Origin of the sequence: Micromonospora sp. ATCC 39149 (assembly GCF_000158815.1) — a bacterium.
In the GTDB taxonomy this organism is placed as follows: domain Bacteria; phylum Actinomycetota; class Actinomycetes; order Mycobacteriales; family Micromonosporaceae; genus Micromonospora.
In genome coordinates, this window is the sequence record NZ_GG657738.1 from 5,607,779 (window position 1) to 5,630,746 (window position 22,968).

At 71.9% G+C, this 22,968-nt stretch carries 14 protein-coding genes; 4 read left to right on the forward strand and 10 right to left on the reverse strand.

Annotated features, from left to right (window positions below; all coding sequences use genetic code 11):
• On the reverse strand, positions 1-2,101 hold a 2,101-nt coding region (locus MCAG_RS24585), incomplete at its 3' end, for a Tex family protein (RefSeq protein ID WP_304412200.1).
• Between the two features lie 117 nt (positions 2,102-2,218).
• Here MCAG_RS24585 and MCAG_RS24590 point away from each other — a divergent pair.
• Both MCAG_RS24590 and MCAG_RS24595 read left to right on the forward strand, forming a co-directional pair.
• Positions 2,219-3,730 carry a deoxyguanosinetriphosphate triphosphohydrolase family protein gene (locus MCAG_RS24590; RefSeq protein ID WP_007075662.1) on the forward strand — a complete coding sequence of 504 codons (1,512 nt, stop codon included), beginning with the start codon at positions 2,219-2,221 and terminating at the stop codon, positions 3,728-3,730.
• 263 nt (positions 3,731-3,993) lie between these two features.
• The gene (locus MCAG_RS24595; RefSeq protein ID WP_304412201.1) at positions 3,994-5,007 is read left to right on the forward strand and encodes a polysaccharide biosynthesis protein; all 1,014 of its coding nucleotides are present in this window, start codon (positions 3,994-3,996) and stop codon (positions 5,005-5,007) included.
• 73 nt (positions 5,008-5,080) lie between these two features.
• Here the strand turns inward: MCAG_RS24595 and MCAG_RS24600 are convergent, their stop codons facing one another.
• The 6 genes from MCAG_RS24600 to MCAG_RS24625 all read right to left on the reverse strand — a co-directional run bounded on the left by MCAG_RS24600 (position 5,081) and on the right by MCAG_RS24625 (position 13,248).
• The gene (locus MCAG_RS24600; protein WP_050778053.1) at positions 5,081-6,247 is read right to left on the reverse strand and encodes a DegT/DnrJ/EryC1/StrS aminotransferase family protein; all 1,167 of its coding nucleotides are present in this window, start codon (positions 6,245-6,247) and stop codon (positions 5,081-5,083) included.
• A gap of 85 nt (positions 6,248-6,332) precedes the next feature.
• Complete coding sequence (locus MCAG_RS24605) at positions 6,333-7,541, reverse strand: glycosyltransferase family 4 protein (RefSeq protein ID WP_157548209.1); 1,209 nt, start codon at positions 7,539-7,541, stop codon at positions 6,333-6,335.
• 164 nt (positions 7,542-7,705) lie between these two features.
• On the reverse strand, positions 7,706-8,851 hold the full coding sequence (locus tag MCAG_RS24610) for an MBL fold metallo-hydrolase (RefSeq protein WP_036375092.1): 1,146 nt from the start codon (positions 8,849-8,851) through the stop codon (positions 7,706-7,708).
• A 1,009-nt stretch (positions 8,852-9,860) separates the two neighbouring features.
• Positions 9,861-10,622: a succinate dehydrogenase/fumarate reductase iron-sulfur subunit gene (locus tag MCAG_RS24615; RefSeq protein ID WP_007075668.1), complete on the reverse strand. Its 762-nt coding sequence runs from the start codon at positions 10,620-10,622 to the stop codon at positions 9,861-9,863.
• Positions 10,619-12,556, reverse strand: coding sequence for a fumarate reductase/succinate dehydrogenase flavoprotein subunit (locus tag MCAG_RS24620; RefSeq protein ID WP_007075669.1), 1,938 nt, complete (start codon positions 12,554-12,556; stop codon positions 10,619-10,621). Before MCAG_RS24620 ends, MCAG_RS24615 begins: the two co-directional genes overlap by 4 nt.
• Positions 12,557-12,558: 2 nt before the next feature.
• Positions 12,559-13,248 carry a succinate dehydrogenase cytochrome b subunit gene (locus MCAG_RS24625; RefSeq protein ID WP_007075670.1) on the reverse strand — a complete coding sequence of 230 codons (690 nt, stop codon included), beginning with the start codon at positions 13,246-13,248 and terminating at the stop codon, positions 12,559-12,561.
• A gap of 77 nt (positions 13,249-13,325) precedes the next feature.
• Between MCAG_RS24625 and MCAG_RS24630 the strand changes: the two genes are divergently transcribed.
• A complete protein-coding gene (locus MCAG_RS24630; protein WP_007075671.1) occupies positions 13,326-14,255 on the forward strand; it encodes a LysR family transcriptional regulator in 930 nt (309 codons plus the stop codon).
• A gap of 31 nt (positions 14,256-14,286) precedes the next feature.
• Here MCAG_RS24630 and hrpA read toward each other — a convergent pair whose 3' ends face one another.
• Positions 14,287-18,288, reverse strand: coding sequence for an ATP-dependent RNA helicase HrpA (hrpA, locus tag MCAG_RS24635; RefSeq protein WP_007075672.1), 4,002 nt, complete (start codon positions 18,286-18,288; stop codon positions 14,287-14,289).
• A gap of 156 nt (positions 18,289-18,444) precedes the next feature.
• Here hrpA and MCAG_RS24640 point away from each other — a divergent pair, with 156 nt between their 5' ends.
• Positions 18,445-18,849 (forward strand): cytidine deaminase, encoded by a 405-nt coding sequence (locus MCAG_RS24640; protein ID WP_232290270.1) that lies wholly within the window; start codon positions 18,445-18,447, stop codon positions 18,847-18,849.
• A gap of 203 nt (positions 18,850-19,052) precedes the next feature.
• On the opposite strand, the gene MCAG_RS24645 is transcribed toward MCAG_RS24640, so the two are convergent.
• Both MCAG_RS24645 and MCAG_RS24650 read right to left on the reverse strand, forming a co-directional pair.
• Complete coding sequence (locus MCAG_RS24645) at positions 19,053-19,700, reverse strand: hypothetical protein (protein ID WP_007075674.1); 648 nt, start codon at positions 19,698-19,700, stop codon at positions 19,053-19,055.
• Between the two features lie 659 nt (positions 19,701-20,359).
• The gene (locus MCAG_RS24650; protein ID WP_036375095.1) at positions 20,360-22,873 is read right to left on the reverse strand and encodes an RNA helicase; all 2,514 of its coding nucleotides are present in this window, start codon (positions 22,871-22,873) and stop codon (positions 20,360-20,362) included.
• Positions 22,874-22,968: the final 95 nt, after the last annotated feature.

Sequence of the window (22,968 nt, forward strand, 5' to 3'; positions counted from 1 at the left end):
ACATCGCCGAGACGTGCAACAGGCCGTCCTGGTGCACCCCGACGTCGACGAACGCGCCGAACGCGGCCACGTTGGTGACCACGCCCTCCAGGATCATGCCGGGGGTCAGGTCGCCGATCTTCTCCACGCCCTCGACGAAGGTGGCGGTGCGGAACTCCGGCCGTGGGTCCCGGCCGGGCTTCTCCAACTCGGCCAGGATGTCGGTGACGGTGGGCAGGCCGAAGGTGTCGTCGACGAAGTCGGTGGCCCGCAGCCCGCGCAGGATCGCGCTCTGCCCGATCAGCGAACGCAGGTCTTGCCCGGTGCGGGCCAGGATCCGCCGCACCACCGGGTACGCCTCCGGGTGCACGCTGGAGGAGTCGAGCGGGTCGTCGCCGCCGGGGATGCGCAGGAAGCCGGCGCACTGCTCGAACGCCTTCGGGCCGAGCCGGGACACCTTCCTCAGCTCCGCCCGGGAGCGGAACGGGCCGTTGGCGTCGCGATGCAGCACGATGTTCTCCGCCAGCCCGGCCCCGATTCCGGAGACCCGGGTCAGCAGCGGCGCGGAGGCGGTGTTCACGTCGACGCCGACGGCGTTCACGCAGTCCTCGACCACGGCGTCGAGGGAACGGGAGAGCTTCACCTCGGACAGGTCGTGCTGGTACTGGCCGACGCCGATCGAACGGGGGTCGATCTTCACCAGCTCGGCGAGCGGGTCCTGCAACCGGCGGGCGATGGAGACCGCGCCGCGCAACGACACGTCCAGCCCGGGCAGCTCCTGCGAGGCGTACGCCGACGCCGAGTAGACCGACGCGCCGGCCTCGGAGACGACCACCTTGGTCAGCTTCAGCTCCGGATGCCGCTTGATCAGGTCACCGGCCAGCTTGTCGGTCTCCCGGCTGGCGGTGCCGTTGCCGATGGCGACCAGCTCCACGCCGTGCGCCCCGGCGAGCTTCGCGAGGGTGTCGATCGAGGCGTCCCACTGCCGGCGCGGCTCGTGCGGGTAGATCGTGTCGGTCGCGACGACCTTGCCGGTGGCGTCGACCACCGCCACCTTGACCCCGGTGCGCAGGCCAGGGTCGAGGCCCATGGTCGGCCGGGTGCCGGCGGGCGCGGCGAGCAGCAGGTCGCGCAGGTTGGTGGCGAAGACCCGCACGGCCTCCTCCTCGGCAGCCTGCCACAGCCGCATCCGCAGGTCGGCCCCGAGGTGGATGAGGATCCGGGTACGCCAGGCCCAACGCACCGTGTCGGCGAGCCACCGGTCGGCGGGCCGCCCGGCGTCGCTGACGCCGAACCGGCCGGCGATCGCCGCCTCGTACCGGGTCGGGCCGGTGACCGGAGCATCGGAGTCGCCCTCGGCCTCCGGGTCCATCGTCAGGTCGAGCACGCCCTCCTTCTCGCCCCGGAACATCGCCAGGATCCGGTGCGAGGGCAGCTTCGCGTACGGCTCGGCGAAGTCGAAGTAGTCGGCGAACTTCGCGCCGGCGGACTCCTGGCCCTCGCGTACCCGCGAGACCAGTCGGCCCCGCGACCACATCTGCTCGCGCAGCGTGCCGATCAGGTCGGCGTCCTCAGCGAAGCGCTCGATGAGGATCGCCCGCGCGCCGTCCAGCGCGGCGGCGGCGTCGGCCACCCCCTTGTCCGCGTCGACGAACCCGGCGGCCCGCTCCCGGGGGTCCTTGCCCGGGTCGGCCAGCAGCGCGTCGGCGAGAGGCTCCAGCCCGGCCTCGCGGGCGATCTGCGCCCGGGTCCGCCGCTTCGGCTTGAACGGCAGGTAGATGTCCTCCAGCCGGGACTTCGAGTCGGCCGCCATGATCTGCGCTTCCAGGGCCTCGTCGAGCTTGCCCTGGCCGCGGATGGACTCCAGCACCGCGGCGCGGCGCTCGTCCAACTCGCGCAGGTAGCGCAGCCGCTCCTCCAGGGTGCGAAGCTGGGCGTCGTCGAGCAGGCCGGTGGCCTCCTTGCGGTAGCGGGCGATGAACGGCACGGTGGCGCCGCCGTCGAGCAGCTCCACGGCCGCCCGGACCTGACGCTCGGCGACGCCGAGCTCGTCGGCGATCCGCTGGTGCACAGACTGGGTCACGATCTTCATCCGCCTTCGAATGTGGGTTCCGCCCTGCATTGTGCCGGCAGCCCCCGACGCCGCGCGCCACCCCCGCCGATCGCCCCGACGCCGCGCCCCGACCCGGGCGGGGCGCGACCCGATGTGCCGCGCCGCCGGCTGCGCTAGCGTGCGATCATGGAACATCCCGCTGACCCGCGGGCGCGGCGGCTCTTCGGCGGCAGCGCGCGGGCCCTCGGCGACCTCGCCGCCAGCCCGTTTCGGGCCGACCGGGACCGGATCGTGGCCTCGCCCTTCTTCACCCGCCTGGGCGGCGTCACCCAGGTGATCAGCCCGGGCGGCTCCGGCCTGCTGGTGCACAACCGGCTCACCCACAGCCTCAAGGTGGCCCAGGTGGCCCGCGCGATCGCCGAGCGGCTCACCGCCGACAAACGCTGGCGGGATCTGCTGGACGTCCTCGGTGGCTGCGACCCGGACGTGGTGGAGGCCGCCGCCCTCGCCCACGATCTCGGGCACCCGCCGTTCGGGCACCTGGGGGAGCGGGTGCTCGACCGGCTGGCCCGCCAGCGACTCGGCCTGGCCGACGGGTTCGAGGGCAACGCCCAGTCGTACCGGATCGTCACCAGCACCGAGATCCGCGGCGCGGCGACCACCGGCCTGGACCTGACGGCGGCGGTCCGGGCGGCCATGCTGAAGTACCCGTGGACCCGGCTGGACCACCCGGACCCGCACCCCCGGCACCTCGTCCCGCCGCCCCGGGGGGCCGCCGCGCCCCCCGAGGATCCGGACAGCGGGTCGGCCAAGTTCGGCGCGTACCGCACGGAGCTGGCCGACCTGCGGCAGGCCCGGGAACCGTTCGCCGGGCGGATCGCCGACTGGCAGCAGACCGTGGAGGCGTCGGTGATGGACACCGCCGACGACATCGCGTACGCCATCCACGACGTGGAGGACTTCTACCGGGTCGGGGTGCTCCAGCAGGGCACGGTGGCGGCCGAGCTGATGGCCTGGCAGCGGGAGAACGATCACCTGCGGGCGATCACCGGGCCGGCGCTGGACGGAGCGGCCCGGCGGCCCGGGGCGGCCATCGAGCGGCTGCGCCGCCAGCTGCACCGCAAGGACGGCTGGGTCGCCGACGACGAGGCGTTCGCCGCCGCCGTCGAGCACGTCCGGCAGGAGTTGGTCGAGGGGCTGCTCGCGCTGCCGTTCGACGGCTCAATCGAGGCGGAGCAGTACGTGGCCCGGTTCTCCGCCCGGTGGACCACCCGGTTCGTCGACGCGATCACCGTGGCCGAGACGCCGTCGATGCGCTCCGGGCACGTGCTGCTCGCCCCGGCCCAGTGGCACGAGGTGCAGGTGCTCAAGTTCGTGCACCACCGGTTCGTGCTGGCCCGCCCGGACCTGGCCCTGCACCAGCGGGGCCAGGCGCGGCTGCTCGGGACCCTCGTCGAAGCGCTGTGGGAGTGGCTGCTCGACCCGGAGGAGGAGTCCCGGCTGCCGCGCCGGCTGCACGACCTGGTCGAGCTGGCCGAGGCGGAGCTGCACCCGCGTACCCCGGACCGGATCGGCCGGGCCCGGGGGCGGGCGATCATCGACTTCGTCGCGCAGCTCACCGACGGCCAGGCGGTCGCGATGCTGGACGCGCTCTCCGGCCGTTCCGGCGCGCTCTGGACGGACGCCTTCGTGCTCTGAGCGCCGGCCGGCGACCGCCCGTCCGCCCGCCCGAGCGGCCGGCTCGGCGTGTCTGTCGGTCCGTGGCGGCCAGCTACCGGCGGCGAAGCGGACAATATGCATTTTTCGTGCGTTTCTCAGCACTCTGCCCTTCGTTGAACCGGGTGCCGCGCGGCTCGGCGGCCCGTGACCGTCCGCAGTGGCTGCTGCGCGGTGCCAGGAAGGCCGGCGCCGCTCCAAGAAATAGGAGAACTTGGATGACTTGCTCGACTGTTGGTCGCCGTGTGCTGATCACCGGAGGGACCGGCTCGTTCGGCCAGACGATGGTGCGACGGCTGTTGGACCGCGACGTCGCGGAGGTACGCGTCCTTAGCCGGGACGAGGCCAAGCAGGACGCCATGCGCCGGACCCTCGGGGACGACCGGGTCTCCTACCACCTCGGTGACGTCCGGGATCTCGACAGCGTCCTGCACGCCACCCGGGGTGTCGACTTCGTCTTCCACGCCGCGGCGCTCAAGCAGGTCCCGTCCTGCGAGTTCTTCCCGCTGGAGGCCTTCCGGACCAACGTGGTGGGCAGCGCGAACGTGATCGAGGCAGCGGATCGGCACGGGGTCGGCTCCGTGGTGATGCTGAGCACCGACAAGGCGGTTCACCCGGTCAGCGCGATGGGGATGAGCAAGGGGATGATGGAGAAGCTCGCGCAGTCCCACGCTCGGGGCAGCTCGGGCGACGGGACGGTCGTCTCCTGTGTCCGGTACGGCAACGTCATGTACTCGCGGGGCTCGGTGATTCCGATCTTCATCGAACAGATAAAGGCCGGGGTCGTGCCGACCGTCACCGACCCCGACATGACGCGCTTCATGATGTCGCTCGCCGACTCCGTGGAGCTTGTCGAGCACGCGTTCCAGCACGCCAGGGCCGGCGACATCTTCGTGCGCAAAGCCGGTGCCTGCACGGTGGGGGACCTCGTCGTCGCCCTGTGCCAGCTCTTCGACGTGCCCCCGAAGTACGACGTGATCGGCGTACGGCACGGTGAGAAGCAGTTCGAGACGATGGCCAGCCGTGAGGAACTGGCCCGCGCCGAGGATTTCGGCGACTTCTACCGATTGCCGGTCGACGCCAGGCGACTCAACTACGCGTCCTACGTCAGCGAGGGCAGGATCGGGATGCCACCAGTGCCCGAGCTCAGTTCCGCCACCGCCCGGCGGCTGGACGTGCCGGAGATCATGGAGCTGCTGCTCACCCTCCCGCAGGTTCGGGCCGAACTGGCCATGTGCGACCCGGCGCTGGCGCGGTGATCGGGGCGTCCTGACCGGCGCGGCCGTCTGGCGGGAGGGCGTTACCCGCCTGCCCGCCTGCCCCCGGGTCCGCTCACCGATGTCGAACCAGGAACTCCTCGACGACCTGGAAGACGCGATCGGCGTCGGCGCCGAGGAGGGTGGACCCGCTCGGCAGCGAGATGCCGCTGGCGAAGAGTCGATCCGCTGCTCCGGTCACCACCGCCCGCCGGCCGAGGTGCGCCGGCTGCCGGTGCATCGGCTTGAACATGGGGCGGGTCTCGATGTCGTGCGCCGCCAGGTGCTCGCCGAGGTCGGCAGCCCGCCAACCGGCCGTCGCCGGTTCCACCACGAGCGAGGTCAGCCAGCAGTTCGAGCCGGCATCCCCGTCGCCGAGGATGCGCGTACCCGGCACCGAGGCGAAGAGCTTGGCGTAGCGCTCCCGCAGCGCACGCCGCCGTTCGATCATCCCGTCGAGGCGACGCAACTGGGCCCGGCCGAGGGCCGCGAGCACGTTGCTCAGCCGGTAGTTGTAGCCGATGTCCCGATGCTCGTAGTGCGCGACCGGCTCCCGTGCCTGGGTCGAGAGCCGGCGGACCCGGCTGATCAGCACGGAGTCCTCGGAGACCAGCATGCCACCGCTCGACGTTGTCATGATCTTGTTGCCGTTGAACGAGAAGATGCCGACGCGGCCGAAGCTCCCCGCGTGCCGCCCCTCGTACGTGGAACCGAGGGCCTGGGCCGAATCCTCGACCACCGGCACGCCCGCCGCCGCGCAGACCGGCAGCAGTCGGGCGTAGTCGGCGCAGACGCCGTTGATGTCCACCGCCATCACGGCGGCGACCCGCCGACCCCGGCGCCGGAGGTCGTCGAGCAGGTCGGGCAGCAGGTCCACGTCCACGTTCCCGGTCGCCGGATCGCAGTCGACGAAGACCGGTTCCGCCCCGGTGTACGTCACCGCATTGGCCGTCGCCACGAACGTAAGGGTCGGCACCACGACGACGGTTCCGGGCCTGGCGCCGACCGCGACCAGGGCGAGATGCAGCGCGGCCGTCCCACTGCTGACCCCCACCGCGTAGCCGCAACCCACCCGGTCGGCCACCTCGCGCTCGAACGCGTCCAGGTCGGGGCCGGCCGGTGCCACCCAGCCCGACCGCATGGCCGCGACGACGAGCGCCTCCTCGGTTGGACCGACGTCGGGCGGGGAGAGATGGATCCGCCGGGCGGGGGAAGGTCTGCCTCCGCAGTACTGATCCACCATGAGGGCCTCCGGGCGACAGGTCGGGTGGCAGGAATGTTGCGATCCGTGTTGCTTACACCCAGTTAACCGAGATCGCGGGTGGACGTTACGGAATCGGCACGTCGGCGGCACGATTCCGGGGGTGGCGGTGCGTCACCATGTCCGCCACCGCCTCTGCCGCCGCCGTGCGATCGAAGGCCCGCAGCGCGTGCTCTCTCGCGCTTCTGCCCCTGGGGGCGAGTTCGCCGGTCGTGAAGGCGCGATGAGCGATCGAGAGCGCCTCCCGGAGAGCGGCCGCGTCGCCACGCGGCACGATCCAGGCGAAGCTGTCGTTCACCGCCTCGGGCAGCCCCCCCGCGTCGCTGACGATGCTGGGACGGCCCATGGCGGATGCCTCGCGGACCACTCCGTTGCTGCCCTCCGACAGCGACGGCGTCACGTTGACATCAGCGGCCAGGAAGTAGGGGCGCAGGTCGGGCAGCCGGCCCAACCACACGATGCTCCGATCGTCGGCGAACCTGTCCATCAGGTGCCTGCGGTGTGCCTCGCCGGCCTCGGTGAAGCCCACCCCCACCATGAGCAGCCGCGACCGTGGATGCGCCGCGTGGAAGTCGCGCCACGCCTCCAGAAGGACGTCGTGGCCCTTGATGTTCTGGCCGGAGAACGCGATCCGCTTGGGCGTGTAGATGTTCGCCACCATGATCGCGACGAAGACGTCGTCCTCGATGCCGAGCTCCGCGCGGACCGAGGCGCGAGCCGAGGCCGCGGGGCCGGGCGCTCGGACTCTGGCGGGATCGAAGTGGTTCAGGTCCACCCCGTACTGGGCCACCGGCCGCCGTTCGGCCGGGCAGCCGAGGGCCTGGTACATCGTCGAGATGTGCTGCGTGCAACAGATGATGAGGTCGTCCAGCCGCCACAGCAGGCGCTCCACGGGACGGACCACCGGCGATTCCAGGTAGAGCGGCCCGGCGACCATGTGCACCCGGCGCAGCGGAAGCCGAAACGCCGCAATCCGGGCAGCCAGGGCCGCCGCGTACAGGTGGTAGTTCAGGACATCCAACCGCAGCCCGCAAAGGAGCCGGCGAAGTCTCCACAGCCCTCGCACCGCCTTGAGGGTGGGACGGAACCGGAAGTCGAACGGGGAGTCCAGCGTCTCGACACCACGTTTTCTGAACTGCTCCCGCAACGCGCCCGGCCCCGGGGGAAGGATCGCGATCACCTCGTGGTTGCGCCGACGCAGCTCGTCGACCTGGGGAAGCGTCCAGAAACAGCCCTCGGTCGTGCGCAGCAGGATGGCGATGCGAAGGTTGCCCACGAACCGTGTCCTTGTCGTCTCCTTTGCGAACGGCGGTGCCCGAGGCACGGGCGACGCCCATTCGCGATGGGTGCCGATAACGGCGACTAGGTCTGGTCCAACGAGGAAAAGCGGCGCGGGTTACGAACCGGGCCGGGGCAGGGCGGCGACGAGCGGCGCTCGCCTCAGGCGATCGACTGCCACCATCCGTCGACCGGGGGCGGGGCGTCGACGACCACCCGCTCGCCGGGGCGGGGCACGGCCAGCCGGACGTCGCGGGCCTTCGCCTCCGCCCAGAGCCGGTCCACCGGCTCGGACCAGTCGTGCAGGGCCAGGTTGAACGTCGCCCAGTGCACCGGCAGGAGCAGCCCGCCGCGCACGTCGAGGTGGGCGGTGACGGCCTCCTCCGGGAACATGTGGATGCTCGGCCACGCCCGGTCGTACGCGCCGATCTGCATCAGCGTCACGTCGAACGGGCCGTGCTCGGCGCCGATCTCGGCGTACCCGTCGAAGTAGCCGGAGTCGCCGGTGTAGAAGACCTTCCGGTGGACCCCGGCCACCACCCACGAACTCCACAGCGTGCCGTCACGGCGCAGCCCCCGGCCGGAGAAGTGCTGGGCGGCGGTCGCGGTGATCGTCAGCCCGCCCACCCGGTGACTCTCCGACCAGTCCAGCTCGATGATCCGCTGCTCCGGGACGCCCCACCGGTCCAGGTGCGCCCCGACTCCCAGGGGTACCAGGAACGGCGCGGACTGCCCGGCGGTCAGCGCCCGCACCGTGGCCATGTCGAGGTGGTCGTAGTGGTCATGGGAGATCACGATCGCGTCCACGGCGGGCAACTCGTGCAGGCCGACCGGAGGCTCGTGCAGCCGGTGTGGCCCGACCAGCGCCGACGGTGAGCACCGGTCGCTCCACACCGGGTCGACCAGCACCCGGTGACCCTCGATCTCGATCAGCGCGGAGGCGTGGCCGTACCAGACGACGCCGAGCTCGCGCTCGGTGGCGGCGGTGGCCGGAGAGTCGGCCGGGCGCAGCAGCGGGACGGCGACGGACGGTCGGCGCTTCTGCTTACCGAAGATCAGCTCGCGGACGAGGCTGCGGTCGGGTGCGCCGGCCATAGTCCGGGTGCTCGCCCGGTTGTGGAAGATGCCGTCGCGGAACTGCGGGGAGCGGGCCGCCCGCTCGGCGCGGGCCCCCGTGATCCGCCCGCCCAGGGCGGCCGGCACGTCCCGGACCGCCCAGGCCAGGCCGGCCAGGGCGGCGAACCCGACCGCGCCGCGCAGCCGCCGCGCCAACGCCCGCCGGGCGACCTGTTCCGCTGGTACCGCCATCGTCGTCTGTCCCTCCACCGGTGTCCCGCAGTACACCGTAGTCCGCCCTCGCACCCGCGCGCGCGGTGGCGGCCCGGCGTGGGGCAGCCTCCGTTGCTGGGCCGCCGGACGACGGCCCGGTTGGTGGGGCGGGCGCCGATCAGCCCGGTGACGGCGGTCAGTCGGCCTGCCCGGGCACCGATCCGTACAGCGAGGTACCGATCCGTACAGCGAGGTGTAGCCGAACACGCCGTGCCCTTGCCCTCGGCGGTGACCTGGGTGGTCTCGCACTGGCCGTAGAGCTGCCGGTCGCACATCCAGCACGATCCGCAGGCGTCCGTCGGCAACCCCGTGACGGCCATTGAACCGGCGGCACCCCTGTCCCGGCCGGCCGGCCGGCAGGCTGGCCGGGCGGAAGGGCGGAAGGGCGGGCGGAGGGAAGGGCTCCCGCGTGCCCTATGGAGCTGCCCGCGCAGACGGGGCAGCCGTGCTTGCGCCCTGCTGTCGCTGCCGTCTACTTCCGCTCGCACTCCTTCCGCTCGCGCAGCCGGTCACCCGGCCCCTGGCCGGATCGCCGGGCGGTGACCGGGCACGACCGGGCCGGCGCGGCATGCCGGCTCGCGGCGTGGGCGTGCGGCGGTGGCGTGGTGCCCCGGCGTACGCCGGTACTGGATGTGCCGTGGGCCTGTGGTGCCGGGCGCGTGGCGGTGGGCGTGCGGCCGGGGCAGGCGGCTGTGCTCGGCGGGGGCGTGCGGCCGTGCTCGGCGCGCGGGGGGTGTGGGCGTGCGGCTGTGCTGCGGGCTGGGCACGAGGTGGGGCCGGCGTCTCGCGGCGGGCGGGCGGCGATGCTGGGCGCACAGCCGGGGCAGCTCCATAGGCCGTCCGAGGTGAGCACCGACTGCGGCAGCTTCGCAAGGCCCCGCCGACGTCAGCACCGACTGCGGCAGCCCCGCAAGGCCCCGCGGTCAGCACCGACTGCGGCGGGCCGACCAGCAGCGCGACGTCCGCCCGATTCCGCCGCCGGCCAGTGTCAGGAGCCGGGGGTGCCGCCGCGCTTGGCGGTGGCCCTCAGGTAGTCGCGGTTGAGCCGGCCGATGGTGTTCAGCGGGATGCCCTTCGGGCAGACCGCGGTGCACTCGCCGGCGTTGGTGCAGCCGCCGAAGCCGGCCTCGTCATGCGCGTCGACCATGCCGATCACCCGGGTGTACCGCTCCGGCTGGCCCTGCGGCAGCAGCGAGAGCTGGGTGATCTTCGCGGCGGTGAACAGCATGCCCGAGCCGTTCGGGCAGGCCGCCACGCAGGCGCCGCAGCCGATGCACGCGGCCGAGGAGAAGGCCGCGTCCGCGTCGGCCTTCGCGACCGGCACGGAGTGCGCCTCGGGCGCACTGCCGGTCGGCGCGGTGATGTACCCGCCCGCGGCGATGATCTTGTCAAAGGCGGTGCGGTCGACCACCAGGTCCTTGATGACGGGAAAGGCCCGGGCCCGCCACGGCTCGATGTCGATCGTGTCGCCGTCGGAGAACTGTCGCATGTGCAACTGGCAGGCGGTGGTGCCGCGCTGCGGGCCGTGCGCGTCACCGTTGATCATGAGGCCGCACATGCCGCAGATGCCCTCGCGGCAGTCGTGGTCGAACGCCACCGGCTCCTCACCGGCGAGGATGAGCCGCTCGTTGAGCACGTCGAGCATCTCCAGGAACGACATGTCGGGGGAGACGCCGTCGACCTGATAGGTCACCATCCGCCCCTTGTCCTCGGGGCCGGACTGGCGCCAGATGCGCAGGGTCAGGTTCACTTGTAGCTCCGCTGCGTCGGGTGCACGTACTCGAATTTCAGGTCTTCCTTGTGCAGTACGACCGGCTCGTCGCCACCGGTGTACTCCCAGGCCGCCACGTAGGCGAACCGGTCGTCGTCGCGCTGCGCCTCGCCGTCGGGGGTCTGGTGCTCGGCCCGGAAGTGGCCGCCGCAGGACTCCTCGCGGTGCAGGGCGTCGACGCACATCAGCTCGGCCAGCTCGAAGAAGTCGGCCACCCGGCCGGCCTTCTCCAGCGACTGGTTGAGCCCCTCGCCGTCGCCGGGGACGCGAACCCGCCGCCAGAACTCCTCGCGCAGCGCCCGGATCTCGTCGATGGCCTTGCGCAGCCCGGCCTCGCTGCGCTCCATGCCGCAGTGCTCCCACATGATCTGACCCAGCTCACGGTGGAACGAGTCGACCGTCCGGTCGCCGTTGACGGCGAGGAGCCGCCGGATCCGGTCCTCGACGTCGCGTCGAGCCTCGACCGCCGCCGGATGGCTGGCGTCGACCCGCTCGAACGGGCCGGCCGCCAGGTAGTTCGCGATCGTGTTGGGCAGCACGAAATAGCCGTCGGCGAGGCCCTGCATCAGCGCGGACGCGCCGAGCCGGTTCGCGCCGTGGTCGGAGAAGTTCGCCTCGCCGATCACGAACAGGCCGGGAATCGTCGACTGGAGGTCGTAGTCGACCCAGAGTCCGCCCATCGTGTAGTGCACGGCGGGGTAGATCCGCATCGGGACCTCGTACGGGTCCTCGCCGGTGATCCGCTCGTACATCTCGAAGAGGTTGCCGTACTTGGCCTCGATGGCCTGGCGCCCGAGCCGGCCGATGGCGTCGGCGAAGTCGAGGTAGACGCCGAGCCCGCCGGGGCCCACGCCGCGCCCGGAGTCGCAGACGTTCTTCGCCGCCCGCGAGGCGATGTCCCGGGGCACCAGGTTGCCGAAGGACGGGTAGATTCGTTCGAGGTAGTAGTCCCGCTCGTCCTCGGGAATGTCCTTCGGGCGGCGGTCGTCGCCCTTGGCCTTCGGCACCCACACCCGGCCGTCGTTGCGCAGTGACTCGCTCATCAGCGTCAACTTCGACTGGTGGTCGCCGGAGACGGGGATGCAGGTCGGGTGGATCTGCGTGTAGCAGGGGTTGGCGAAGTACGCGCCCTTGCGGTGCGCCCGCCAGGTGGCGGTGACGTTGCAGCCCTTGGCGTTGGTCGAGAGGTAGAAGACGTTGCCGTAGCCGCCGGAGGCGAGCACCACGGCGTCGGCGAACTCGCTGGTGATCTCGCCGGTGACCAGGTCCCGGACGACGATGCCCCGGGCCCGACCGTCGACGACGATCAGCTCCAGCATCTCGTGCCGGGCGTTCATCTCCACGTTGGCCAGGCCGATCTGCCGCTCCAGGGCCTGGTACGCCCCGAGCAGGAGCTGTTGGCCCGTCTGGCCCCGGGCGTAGAAGGTGCGTTGCACCTGCGCCCCGCCGAAGGAGCGGGTGTCGAGCAGGCCGCCGTACTCGCGGGCGAACGGCACGCCCTGGGCGACGCACTGGTCGATGATGTTGACCGAGACCTCCGCCAGCCGGTGCACGTTCGACTCGCGGGAGCGGAAGTCGCCGCCCTTGACGGTGTCGTAGAACAGCCGGTGCACCGAGTCGCCGTCGTTGCGGTAGTTCTTGGCGGCGTTGATGCCGCCCTGCGCGGCGATGGAGTGGGCCCGGCGCGGGCTGTCCTGGTAGCAGTACGACCTGACCCGGTAGCCCTGCTCGGCGAGCGTGGCGGCGGCCGAGCCGCCAGCCAGGCCGGTGCCGACCACGATCACGGTCAGCTTGCGGCGGTTGGCCGGGTTGACCAGCTTGGCCTCGAAACGGCGCCGCGCCCAGCGAGTCTCGATCGGGCCCTGCGGGGCGTGGGCGTCGGCGATCGGGTCGCCCTCGGTGAACAGATCCATGGTCAGGCCACCAATCCGGTGAGTACGGCGAACGGCACCACGAGGTAGCCGGCGCAGAGCACGATGGCGAAGACGAGCGCGGCGGCGCGTGCCCGGCGCTCGCCCGCGGGGGTCTGCTGGCCGAGGCTGCGCAACGCGCTGAACGCGCCGTGGCGCAGGTGCAGGCCGAGCGCCACGATCGCCAGGGTGTAGAAGAGCGTGACGTACCAGCGGGCCGGCGCGAAGTCGGCGACCACGTTGCCGTACGGGTTGCCCGGGTCGCCCTGGGGGTTCAGGTGACCGGTGGTCAGGTCCAGGATGTGGTAGATGACGAAGAGCAGGATGATCACGCCGCCCCAGCGCATCGTGCGGGCCGCGTAGCTGCCGTTGACCTTCTTGCGGTGCGCGTACCGCACTGGGCGGGCGGCGCGGGCGCGCAGCGCGAGCAGGGTGGCCGCGCCGATGTGGCCCAGCACGGCCGCCAGCAGCACCGTGCGCTGGATCCACAGGAACCAGGTCGAGGGCAGCAGCGGGGTGCCGATGTCGCGCAGCCAGTGCGCGTAGTGGTCGAACGCGGTCTCGCCCGTGAAGATCTTGAGGTTGCCGAGCATGTGCGCGACGAGGAACAGCACCAGCAGGATGCCCGTCACCGCCATGACGGCCTTCAGGCCGACGTTGGAGCGGATGGGCGACCGGGATCTCGTGAGTACCACCCGACCGACGCTAGGAGACCTTGGACTAGTCGTCCAATGCATCGACCTCGCAGCCTTGATAGCCATAGGCTATGTAGATGCAGCTACATCAGCTTCGGTACTTCGTCGCTGTCGCAGAACTACGACATTTCACCCAAGCTGCCGACGCGGTCGGCATCACCCAGCCGTCGTTGAGTAAGCAAATTCACGCGCTGGAGGCCGGCCTCGGGGCCCCGCTGTTCGAGCGGGTGCGTGGCCGAATCGCCCTCACCGCCGCCGGTGAGGTGCTGCTCCCGCTGGCCCGGCGGATCCTCGCCGACGTCGACACCGCCGCGCGGGAGGTGCAGGAGCTGGTCGGGCTGCGGCGCGGCCGGGTCCGCCTCGGCGCCACCCCGAGCCTGGCCACCTCGCTCGCCCCGCCCGTGCTGCGCCGGTTCCGCGACGCCCACCCCGCCGTCGACCTGCGGGTGGAGGAGGGCGGCTCGCAGGATCTCGTCCGTGACCTGCTGCGCGGCGACCTCGACCTCGCGCTGATCATCATGCCCGCCCAGGGCGCGGACCCGGGGCTGCGCGCCGAGGAGATCCTGCGGGAGAGCCTGGTGGTGGCCTCGCTGGCCGAGGTGCCGGGCACCTCGGCCACCGGCGAGCTGCGCGTCACCGACCTGCGCGGCCAGCCCCTGGTCATGTTCCGAAAGGGGTACGACCTGCGCGACGCCACCCTCCAGGCGTGTCGGGAGGCCGGCTTCGAGCCCACTCTGTCGGTCGACGGCGGTGAGATGGACGCCGTGCTCAGCTTCGTCGAGGAGGGCCTCGGGGTGGCGTTGGTGCCCGGCATGGTGGTGGCCCGCCGCCCCGGGGTCCGGGTCACCCGGCTGGCCCCGCCCGGGGTGCGCCGGACCATCGCCGTGGCCCAGCGCCGCGACGTGGAGCCCACCCACGCCGGCCGTGAGCTGCGCCGGATCCTGATGGAGTATGTCCGGGAGGCCACCGAGCAGAACGTCCTGCCGCCGGGGGTGGAACCCCGCTGAGCGGCCGGGGTGCTGGCCAAGGGCCGAGGGCTCAGCGTCCCTCGGCCTCGTCCATCGCCCGGTAGATCCGCTGCTCCGACACCGGGTACGGGGTGCCAAGGGCCTGGGCGAACACGTTGACCCGCAACTCCTCGATCATCCAGCGGATCTGCCGCACCGCCGCCGACCGCCGCCGGCTCGGCGGCAGCGCGGCGAGCAGGTCGGCGTACTCCTTCTGCACGGCGGCGATCCGGTCCTGCTGCTGGCGGTCCCGCTGCGGGTTGCCCGGCAGCCGGTCCAGCCGCCGCTCGATCGCGGTCAGGTAGCGCAGCAGGTCGGGCAGGCGGGCGTACCCGGTCTCGGTGACGAACCCCTTGTGCACCAGACCCGACAGTTGCGCCCGGATGTCGGCCAGGGCGGCCACCACGGCCAGGTTCTGGGTCTTGCCGAGGCGCTGCTCGACGGCGTACGCGGCGGCGAGCACCTGCCGCACCCGGCCCATCACCTCGACGACGGTGTCCACCAGGTCGGCGCGGACCCGCTCCCGTAGGGCGGCGAAGCCCTCGGCGTCCCAGGCCGGACCGCCCGTGTCGGCGATCAGCTTGTCGATCGCCGCCCCGGCCGCGTCGGCGATCAGCTCCTGCACGCCGCCGTGCGGGTTGCGGCTCAGCGCCAGCTTCGCCTCGTTGGACAGCCGCCCCTGGAGGAACTTCGCCGGCGACGGCACGGTCAGCCGCAGCAGCCGACGGGTGCCCGCCCAGTGCGCGGCGGCCTGCTCGGCCTCGGAGTCGAAGACCTTCACCCCGACCGTGGTCCCCTCGTCGACCAGCGCCGGGTACGCGGTCACCGCGTACCCGGCGCGGACCTGTTCGATGGTGCGCGGCAGGGTGCCGATGCTCCACTCGGTCAGCCCGGTGCGGGCCACGTCCGGGGCGGCGGCGGCCACCACCTGGCGTACCTCCTGGCGGAGCTGGCGTTGCAACGCCGGCAGGTCCTTGCCCTCGGCGACCGGCTTGTTCTCCTCGTCGAGCACCCGGAAGCTGACCCGCAGGTGGGCGGGGAGCTTCCCCGGCTCCCAGGCGTCCCGGGGCACGGTCACCCCGGTCATCCGGCGTAGCTGCCGGGTCAGCGCGTCCAGCAGCGGCTCCTGCCCGGGGGTGATCGCCGCGAGCGCGGCCCGGGCGTAGTCGGGGACCGGGACGAAGTTGCGCCGGATCGGCTTGGGCAGCGACCGGATCAGCGCGATCACCAGTTCCTCGCGCAGCCCGGGGACCTGCCAGTCGAAGCTCTCCGCCGGCACCTGGTTGAGCAGCGGCAGCGGGATGTCGACGGTCACCCCGTCGGTCGGGGTGCCCGGGTCGAAGGTGTACGTCAGCGGCAGGGTGACACCGTCGGCCCGCCACTCGTCGGGGTAGTCGGCCTCGTCGACCCCGCCCCGGCCGGCGTTGACCAGCAGCTCCCGGGTGAAGGTGAGCAGGTCGGGCCGCTCCCTGCGGGTCTGCTTCCACCAGGCGTCGAAGTGCCGGCCGGAGACCACGTCGGCCGGGATCCGCTCGTCGTAGAAGGCGAAGATCGTCTCGTCGTCGACCAGGATGTCCCGCCGCCGGGCCCGGTTCTCCAGCTCCTCGATCTCGGTGAGCAGCTTCTGGTTGTCCCGCCAGAACTGGTGGTGGGTGGACCAGTCGCCCTCGACGAGGGCGTGCCGGATGAACAGCTCACGCGACAGCGCCGGGTCGATCTGTCCGAAGTTGACCTTCCGGCCGGTGACCAGCGGAACGCCGTACAGGGTGACCTTCTCGTAGGCCAGCACCGCCGCCTGCTTCTTCTCCCAGTGCGGCTCGCTGTAGCTGCGCTTGACCAGGTGCTGCGCGAGCGGCTCGACCCACTCCGGCTCGACCCGGCCGGCGACCCGCCCCCACAGCCGGGAGGTCTCCACCAGCTCCGCGGCCATCACCCAGCGCGGCGGCTTGCGGAACAGTGCCGAGCCGGGGAACAGGGCGAACTTCGCCCCCCGCGCCCCGAGGTACTCGTGCTTCTGCGGGTCCTTGAGCCCGATGTGGGACAGCAGGCCCGGCAGCAGCGACTGGTGCACCCTCGGGGTGTCGATCTCCTCCGGCAGGTCCGCGCCGGCCCCGCGCCGGCCGTCACCCTTTTCCGCCGTACGCAGGACCTGGCGCACCTGACTGACGATGTCCTGCCACTCGCGTACCCGCAGGTAGTTGAGGTACTCGGCCCGGCACATCCGGCGGAACGCGCTGGACGACAGCTCCCGCTGCTGCTCGCGCAGGTACCGCCACAGGTTCAGGTACGCGACGAAGTCCGACTCTTTGTCGGCGAACCTCGCGTGCGCCTGGTCGGCCTGGGCCTGCTTCTCCGCCGGCCGCTCGCGCGGGTCCTGGATGGACAACGCGGCGGCGATCACGATCACTTCGGTGGCGCAGCCGTTGCGCTCGCCCTCCAGGACCATCCGGGCCAACCGGGGGTCGACCGGGAGTTGGGCCAGCCGCCGGCCCAGCGGGGTGAGCCGCTTCGCCGGGTCGGTCTCCGTCGGATCCAGCGCGCCCAGCTCGTGCAGCAGGTTCACCCCGTCGGCGATGTTGCGCCGGTCCGGCGGGTCGATGAACGGGAACGCCGCCACGTCACCCAGCCCGATCGAGGTCATCTGGAGGATGACCGAGGCGAGGTTGGTGCGCAGGATCTCCGGGTCGGTGAACTCCGGACGGGCGGCGAAGTCCTGCTCGTCGTAGAGGCGTACGCAGATGCCGTCCGAGGTGCGCCCGCAGCGGCCCTTGCGCTGGTTGGCCGACGCCTGCGACACCGGCTCGATGGGCAGCCGCTGCACCTTGAGCCGACTGGAGTAGCGGGAGATCCGGGCGGTGCCCGGGTCCACCACGTACTTGATGCCGGGAACGGTCAGCGAGGTCTCCGCGACGTTGGTGGCGAGCACCACCCGCCGCGCGGTGTGCGGGGCGAACACCCGGTGCTGTTCGGCGGCCGACAGCCGGGCGTACAGCGGCAGGATCTCGGTGCCCAGCAGCGACCGCCGGGACCCGACCAGCTTGCCCAGCGCGTCGGCGGTGTCCCGGATCTCCCGCTCGCCGGAGAGGAAGACCAGGATGTCGCCCGGCCCCTCGGCGGCCAGTTCCTCGACCGCGTCGCCGATCGCCTGGATCTGGTCGCGGACGTTCTCGTCGTCGCCGTTCTCGTCGTCGGCATCGGTGACCTCGACCAGCGGCCGGTACCGCACCTCGACCGGGTACGTCCGCCCGGACACCTCGACCACCGGCGCGGGCCGGCCCTCGGCGTCCGCGAAGTGCTTCGCGAACCGGTCCGTCTCGATGGTCGCCGAGGTGATGACCACCTTGAGGTCGGGGCGGCGGGGCAGGAGCTGCCGCAGGTAGCCGAGGATGAAATCGATGTTCAGGCTGCGCTCGTGCGCCTCGTCGATGATCAGCGTGTCGTACTGGCGCAGCATCCGGTCCGTCTGCAGCTCGGCGAGCAGGATGCCGTCGGTCATCAGCTTGACCAGGCTGCGGTCGCTCACCTGGTCGGTGAAGCGGACCTTGTAGCCGACCACGTCGCCCAGCTCGGTGCCCAGCTCCTCGGCGATGCGGTCGGCGACCGTGCGGGCGGCGAGCCGCCGGGGCTGGGTGTGCCCGATCAGCCCGTGCACGCCGCGCCCCAGCTCCAGACAGATCTTGGGTAGCTGGGTGGTCTTGCCGGAGCCGGTCTCGCCGGCCACGATCACCACCTGGTGGTCGCGGATCGTGGCGGCCAGGTCGTCTCTGCGCTCGCTGACCGGCAGCCCGGCCGGGTACGTGATCACGGGCACCGCCGCCCGGCGGTCGGCGAGCCGTTGCTCGGCCCGGGCGACGTCGGCGGTGATCTCGGCGAGCGCGGCGTCGCGCCGCTGCGGGTCGCGCAACCGCCGCACGCCGTCGAGCCGCCGCTGGAGCCGGCGCTGGTCGCGGAACATCAGGGCGGGCAGGCGGCGGTGCAACTCGCGGGCGATGTCGGGCACGGCGGCTGCGGCGGGAGCGGCTGGATTCTGCATGTCGTCGCCAAGGATAGGCAGCCGTGAGCCGGACCGCCCCCTGGTTACCGGGGGCTGGGCGATCCCCTGCTCCCGGGGCCGGACCGGGTCGGCCCTGCCGGTCGGGGTCTAGAGTTGACCGCCGACCGACGCCGACCACGGGGGCCTGGAATGAGCATGCGAGACACCGACCGGGCGCTGGTGCAGGCCGCCACGGCGGTGGCGAAGCTGCGCTGCCGCAGCGAGAACCATACCGTCGCCGCCGCCGCGCGCACCGCCGACGGCCGGGTTTTCACCGGCGTGAACGTCTACCACTTCACCGGGGGACCGTGCGCCGAGGTGGTGGCGATCGGGGCCGCCGCCACCCAGGGCGAGACGGAGCTGGAGACCATCGTGGCGGTGGGCGATCGGGGCCGGGGCGTCATCGCGCCCTGCGGCCGGTGCCGGCAGGTGCTGCGCGACTACTTCCCGTCCGTCCGGGTCATCGTCGGCCCGGCGGATGCGCTGCGCGCCGTGCCGGTTGCCGAGCTGCTGCCCGAGACGTACGTGTGGGCCGACCACCAGCTGGGCCCGCAGTTCTAGCCGTACGGGATCCGCGGCGTCGGCGCCGCCAACAAGATCATCGACGACCCTGGAGAAGTGCGTCCCCACGACCTGAGGTCCCGTCCCCATTCGCGACCGCGCCACCTCCCTTGTCGCACGGGAGGTGGCGCGGTCGGACTCCAGGCGGTCGGATCTAGGTCGGGGCGGTGGATGGGCCGGGAGGTCGGGAGGCGGCGGGTGGATCAGGCGGCGGTGGACCAGATCGCGCGGAACGCGGCGGCCTCGCCGGCCAGCCACTGCTCGACCTGCTCGGGCTTGACGCCGTCGGGCATCCGGTGGGTCACGCCCCGCCGCACGTCGACCAGGACCGGCGCGGCGTGCGGCAGGACCGCGTCCATGTGCCGGGCCATCAGGTGCAGGGTGGCCAGGGCCGCCTCCTCGCTGGGCGGGGCCTCGTCGAAGTGCAGGCGGACGGCCTCGGCGCGGCCGTCGGCGGCGTATCGGATGCCGAAGTGTGGATTGATCTTCACCGGCAGGTCACCGAGCATGGCCAGGGCGTCGCGGGTCTGGGCCAGATCGACGCCGGTCGGCTCACCGAGGGAACGCAGCCAGGTTGTCGCGCCCGGCACGAGCGCCCGGTAGAGCGGCTGCCAGCGCGGCTTGACCGCGTCGGCCACCTGCGCCAGGTGCGTGCCACCGGTGTGGAAGGCGACGTCGGCCTTGAGTGCCTTGACGAACTGACCGTGCGGGTTGAAGCCGTGCCGGCTGGCCCGCTGCTTACGCAGGCCACCGACGAAGCTGGCCTTGGTGGGCCCGGTGCGGTCGACGTACCGGGTGAAGCCGAGGAGGGTGGCGTAGGGCGGGAGGGTGCTGGAGGTGGGCGCGGTCACGGAAGTCCTCCCAGGTCAGGACTTGGTTTAGTACATACATTCTAATCGACGGGTCTGACATCGCCCAGGGGAAAGAAGGGTGGGGCGACGTCGCTACCGCGCGAATCCTGCGATGCTGGCTACACGCCCACGCGTCGAGGACCTCGTCGTCGCGCACGGGGATTACACCCCGTCCAACGTTCTGCTGCCTGCCTCCGGAGAGCCCGTGATTATCGACGTCCCGGCGGAAGAGCGGTTGTACTACTACCGCCTGCTGGACGAGCTTCTCTAACTCCGGACGGCCAATGTTCGGAAACCGCAGAGTCGAATCGGGCGATCCCGCCCGGTGCCGTTCGTACCAACTCTGCGGACCGCTGGTCAGCGGTGTGATCGTCCGCAACCTTAGACCGAACACGACAGGCGAGATGTCGGTCGAGGGACGTCGGGTGGACCGGGTCGTCGGGCTCGACGACCTCCGCCGAACTCGTCGGCGAGGTCGCGCGGTACGAGGACAGCTACCGGCTCTGTTGCGTCCGTGGCCCGGCGGGCATCATCGTCGCGCTGGCCGGCCGCTCGGCTGAAGGGCCTCAGGGGCCGGCCAGGACGAGGGACCGCCGAGTGCACGTGGCAGTCACCTCGGTGCCAGCCGCGCCCCGACCGGCCACTGCGGCGAGAATCGGCTAGAGCTGGCCGACGTCGGTGACCCGGACGACGGCGGCGCCGACCTCGTCGGAGGCGGCCAGGTCGACCTCGGCGCTGATGCGCCAGTCGTAGTCGCCGTCCGGGTCGTCGAGGATCTGCCGGACCGTCCACCGGTCCCGGCCCTGCTCGATCATCAGCAGCGCGGGGCCGCGGGCGTCCGGCCCGGTCCCGATCGAGTCGTACGCCTCGAAGTACGGCCCGAGCGCGTCGGCCCACGCGTCGGCGTCCCAGCCGTCGGCGGCGTCGAGTTCGCCGAGCAGGTCCCAGCGGCGCAGGGCGGCCAGCTCGACCCGGCGGAACAGCGCGTTGCGCACCAGCACCCGGAACGCCCGGGCGTTGCGGGTGACCGCCGGCGGCCTGTCGTCCAGGGCGGCGTGCGCCTCGGCGGCCTCGGCGACGTCGGACGGGTTGCGCAGCCGCTCCCACTCGTCGATGAGGCTGGAGTCGACCTGGCGGACCAGCTCGTGCAACCACTCGATGAGGTCGATCAGCTCCTCGGTCTTGGCGTCCTCGGGCACGGTCTGCCGCAGCGTCTTGTACGCGTCGGCGAGGTAGCGCAGCACGAGGCCCTCGGAGCGGGTCAGGGAGTAGAACTGCACGTACTCGGTGAAGGTCATCGCCCGCTCGTACATGTCCCGGACGACGGACTTGGGGGAGAGCTGGTGGTCGGCCACCCAGGGGTGCCCCCGCCGGTACATCTCGTACGCGCCCTCCAGCAGCTCCGCGAGGGGCTTGGGCCAGGTCACCTCGTCGAGCAGTTCGAGGCGGGCCTCGTACTCGATGCCCTCGGCCTTCATCGTGGCGACCGCCTCGCCGCGGGCCTTGAACTGCTGCGCGGACAGCACCTGGCGGGGGTCGTCGAGGATCGACTCGATCACCGAGAGCACGTCGAGGGCGTACGACGGGCTCTCGACGTCGAGCAGCTCGATGGCGGCCAGGGCGAGCGGCGACAGCGGCTGGTTGAGCGCGAAGTCGAGCTGGAGGTCGACGGTTAGCCGGGCCCGGCGGCCGGTCTCGTCCGGCTCGGGCAGCTCCTCGACCACCCCGCCGGCCCGCAGCGCCCGGTAGATGGCGATGGCCCGGCGGATGTGCCGGCGCTGGGCGGCGCGTTCCTCGTGGTTGTCGGTGAGCAGGTGCCGCATCGCGGCGAACGCGTCGCCGGGACGGCCGATGACGTTGAGCAGCATCGAGTGGCTGACCTGGAAGCTGGAGGTCAGTGGCTCCGGCTCGGCCTCGACGAGACGGTCGAAGGTGGGCCTGCCCCAGCCGATCGAGCCCTCCGGCGGCTTCTTGCGGACCACCTTGCGCCGCTTCTTCGGGTCGTCGCCAGCCTTGGCGAGGGCCTTCTCGTTCTCGATGACGTGCTCGGGGGCCTGCACGACGACCCGACCGAGGGTGTCGAAGCCGGCCCGGCCGGCCCGGCCGGCGATCTGGTGGAACTCGCGGTTCTTGAGCAGCCGGGTACGCACGCCGTCGTACTTGCTCAGGCCGGTGAACAGCACGGTGCGGATGGGCACGTTGATGCCGACGCCGAGCGTGTCCGTGCCGCAGATGACCTTGAGTAGGCCGGCCTGGGCGAGGGTCTCCACGAGCCGGCGGTACTTGGGCAGCATGCCGGCGTGGTGCACCCCGATGCCGTGCCGGACCAGCCTCGACAGCGTCTTGCCGAAGCCGGAGGTGAACCGGAACCGCCCGATCGCCTCGGCGATCAGGTCCTTCTCGGCCCGGGTGCAGACGTTGACGCTCATCAGCGCCTGGGCGCGTTCGAGGGCGGCGGCCTGGGTGAAGTGCACGACGTACACCGGGGCCTGCTTGGTCTCCAGCAGCTCCTCCAGCGTCTCGTGCAGCGGCGTCATCGCGTACGAGAAGAGGAGCGGGACCGGCCGCTCGGCCGAGCGCACGACGGCGGTCGGCCGGCCGGTGCGCCGGGTCAGGTCGTCGACGAAGCGGGTGGTGTCGCCCAGGGTGGCCGACATCAGGATGAACTGCGCCTGCGGCAGCTCGATGATCGGCACCTGCCAGGCCCAGCCCCGGTCCGGCTCGGCGTAGAAGTGGAACTCATCCATGACCACCTGGCCGACGTCGGCCCGCGTGCCCTCGCGCAGCGCGAGATTGGCCAGGATCTCGGCGGTGCAGCAGATGATCGGGGCGTCGGCGTTGACGCTGGCGTCGCCGGTGAGCATGCCGACGTTGTCGGCGCCGAAGACCTCGCAGAGGGCGAAGAACTTCTCCGACACCAGGGCCTTGATCGGGGCGGTGTAGAAGGTCGTCCGGTCGTCGGCCAGGGCGGCGAAGTGGGCGGCGATCGCCACCAGGCTCTTGCCCGAGCCGGTCGGCGTGTTCATGATCACGTTCGCGCCGGAGACGATCTCGATGACCGCCTCCTCCTGGTGGGGGTAGAGGTCGAGGCCGCGCTCCTTCGCCCAGCCGGCGAACGCGTCGAAGAGGGTGTCGGGGTCGGCGCTTGTCGGCAGCGCGGCGGTGAGCGTCATAGCCCGTCCATCGTGCCTGCCGCAGGCCCTCTCGCGCCAACCGGGTCGACGCCGGTGTGGTCGGCGGTGGTTGGCAGGGGCCCCTTGTACAGCAG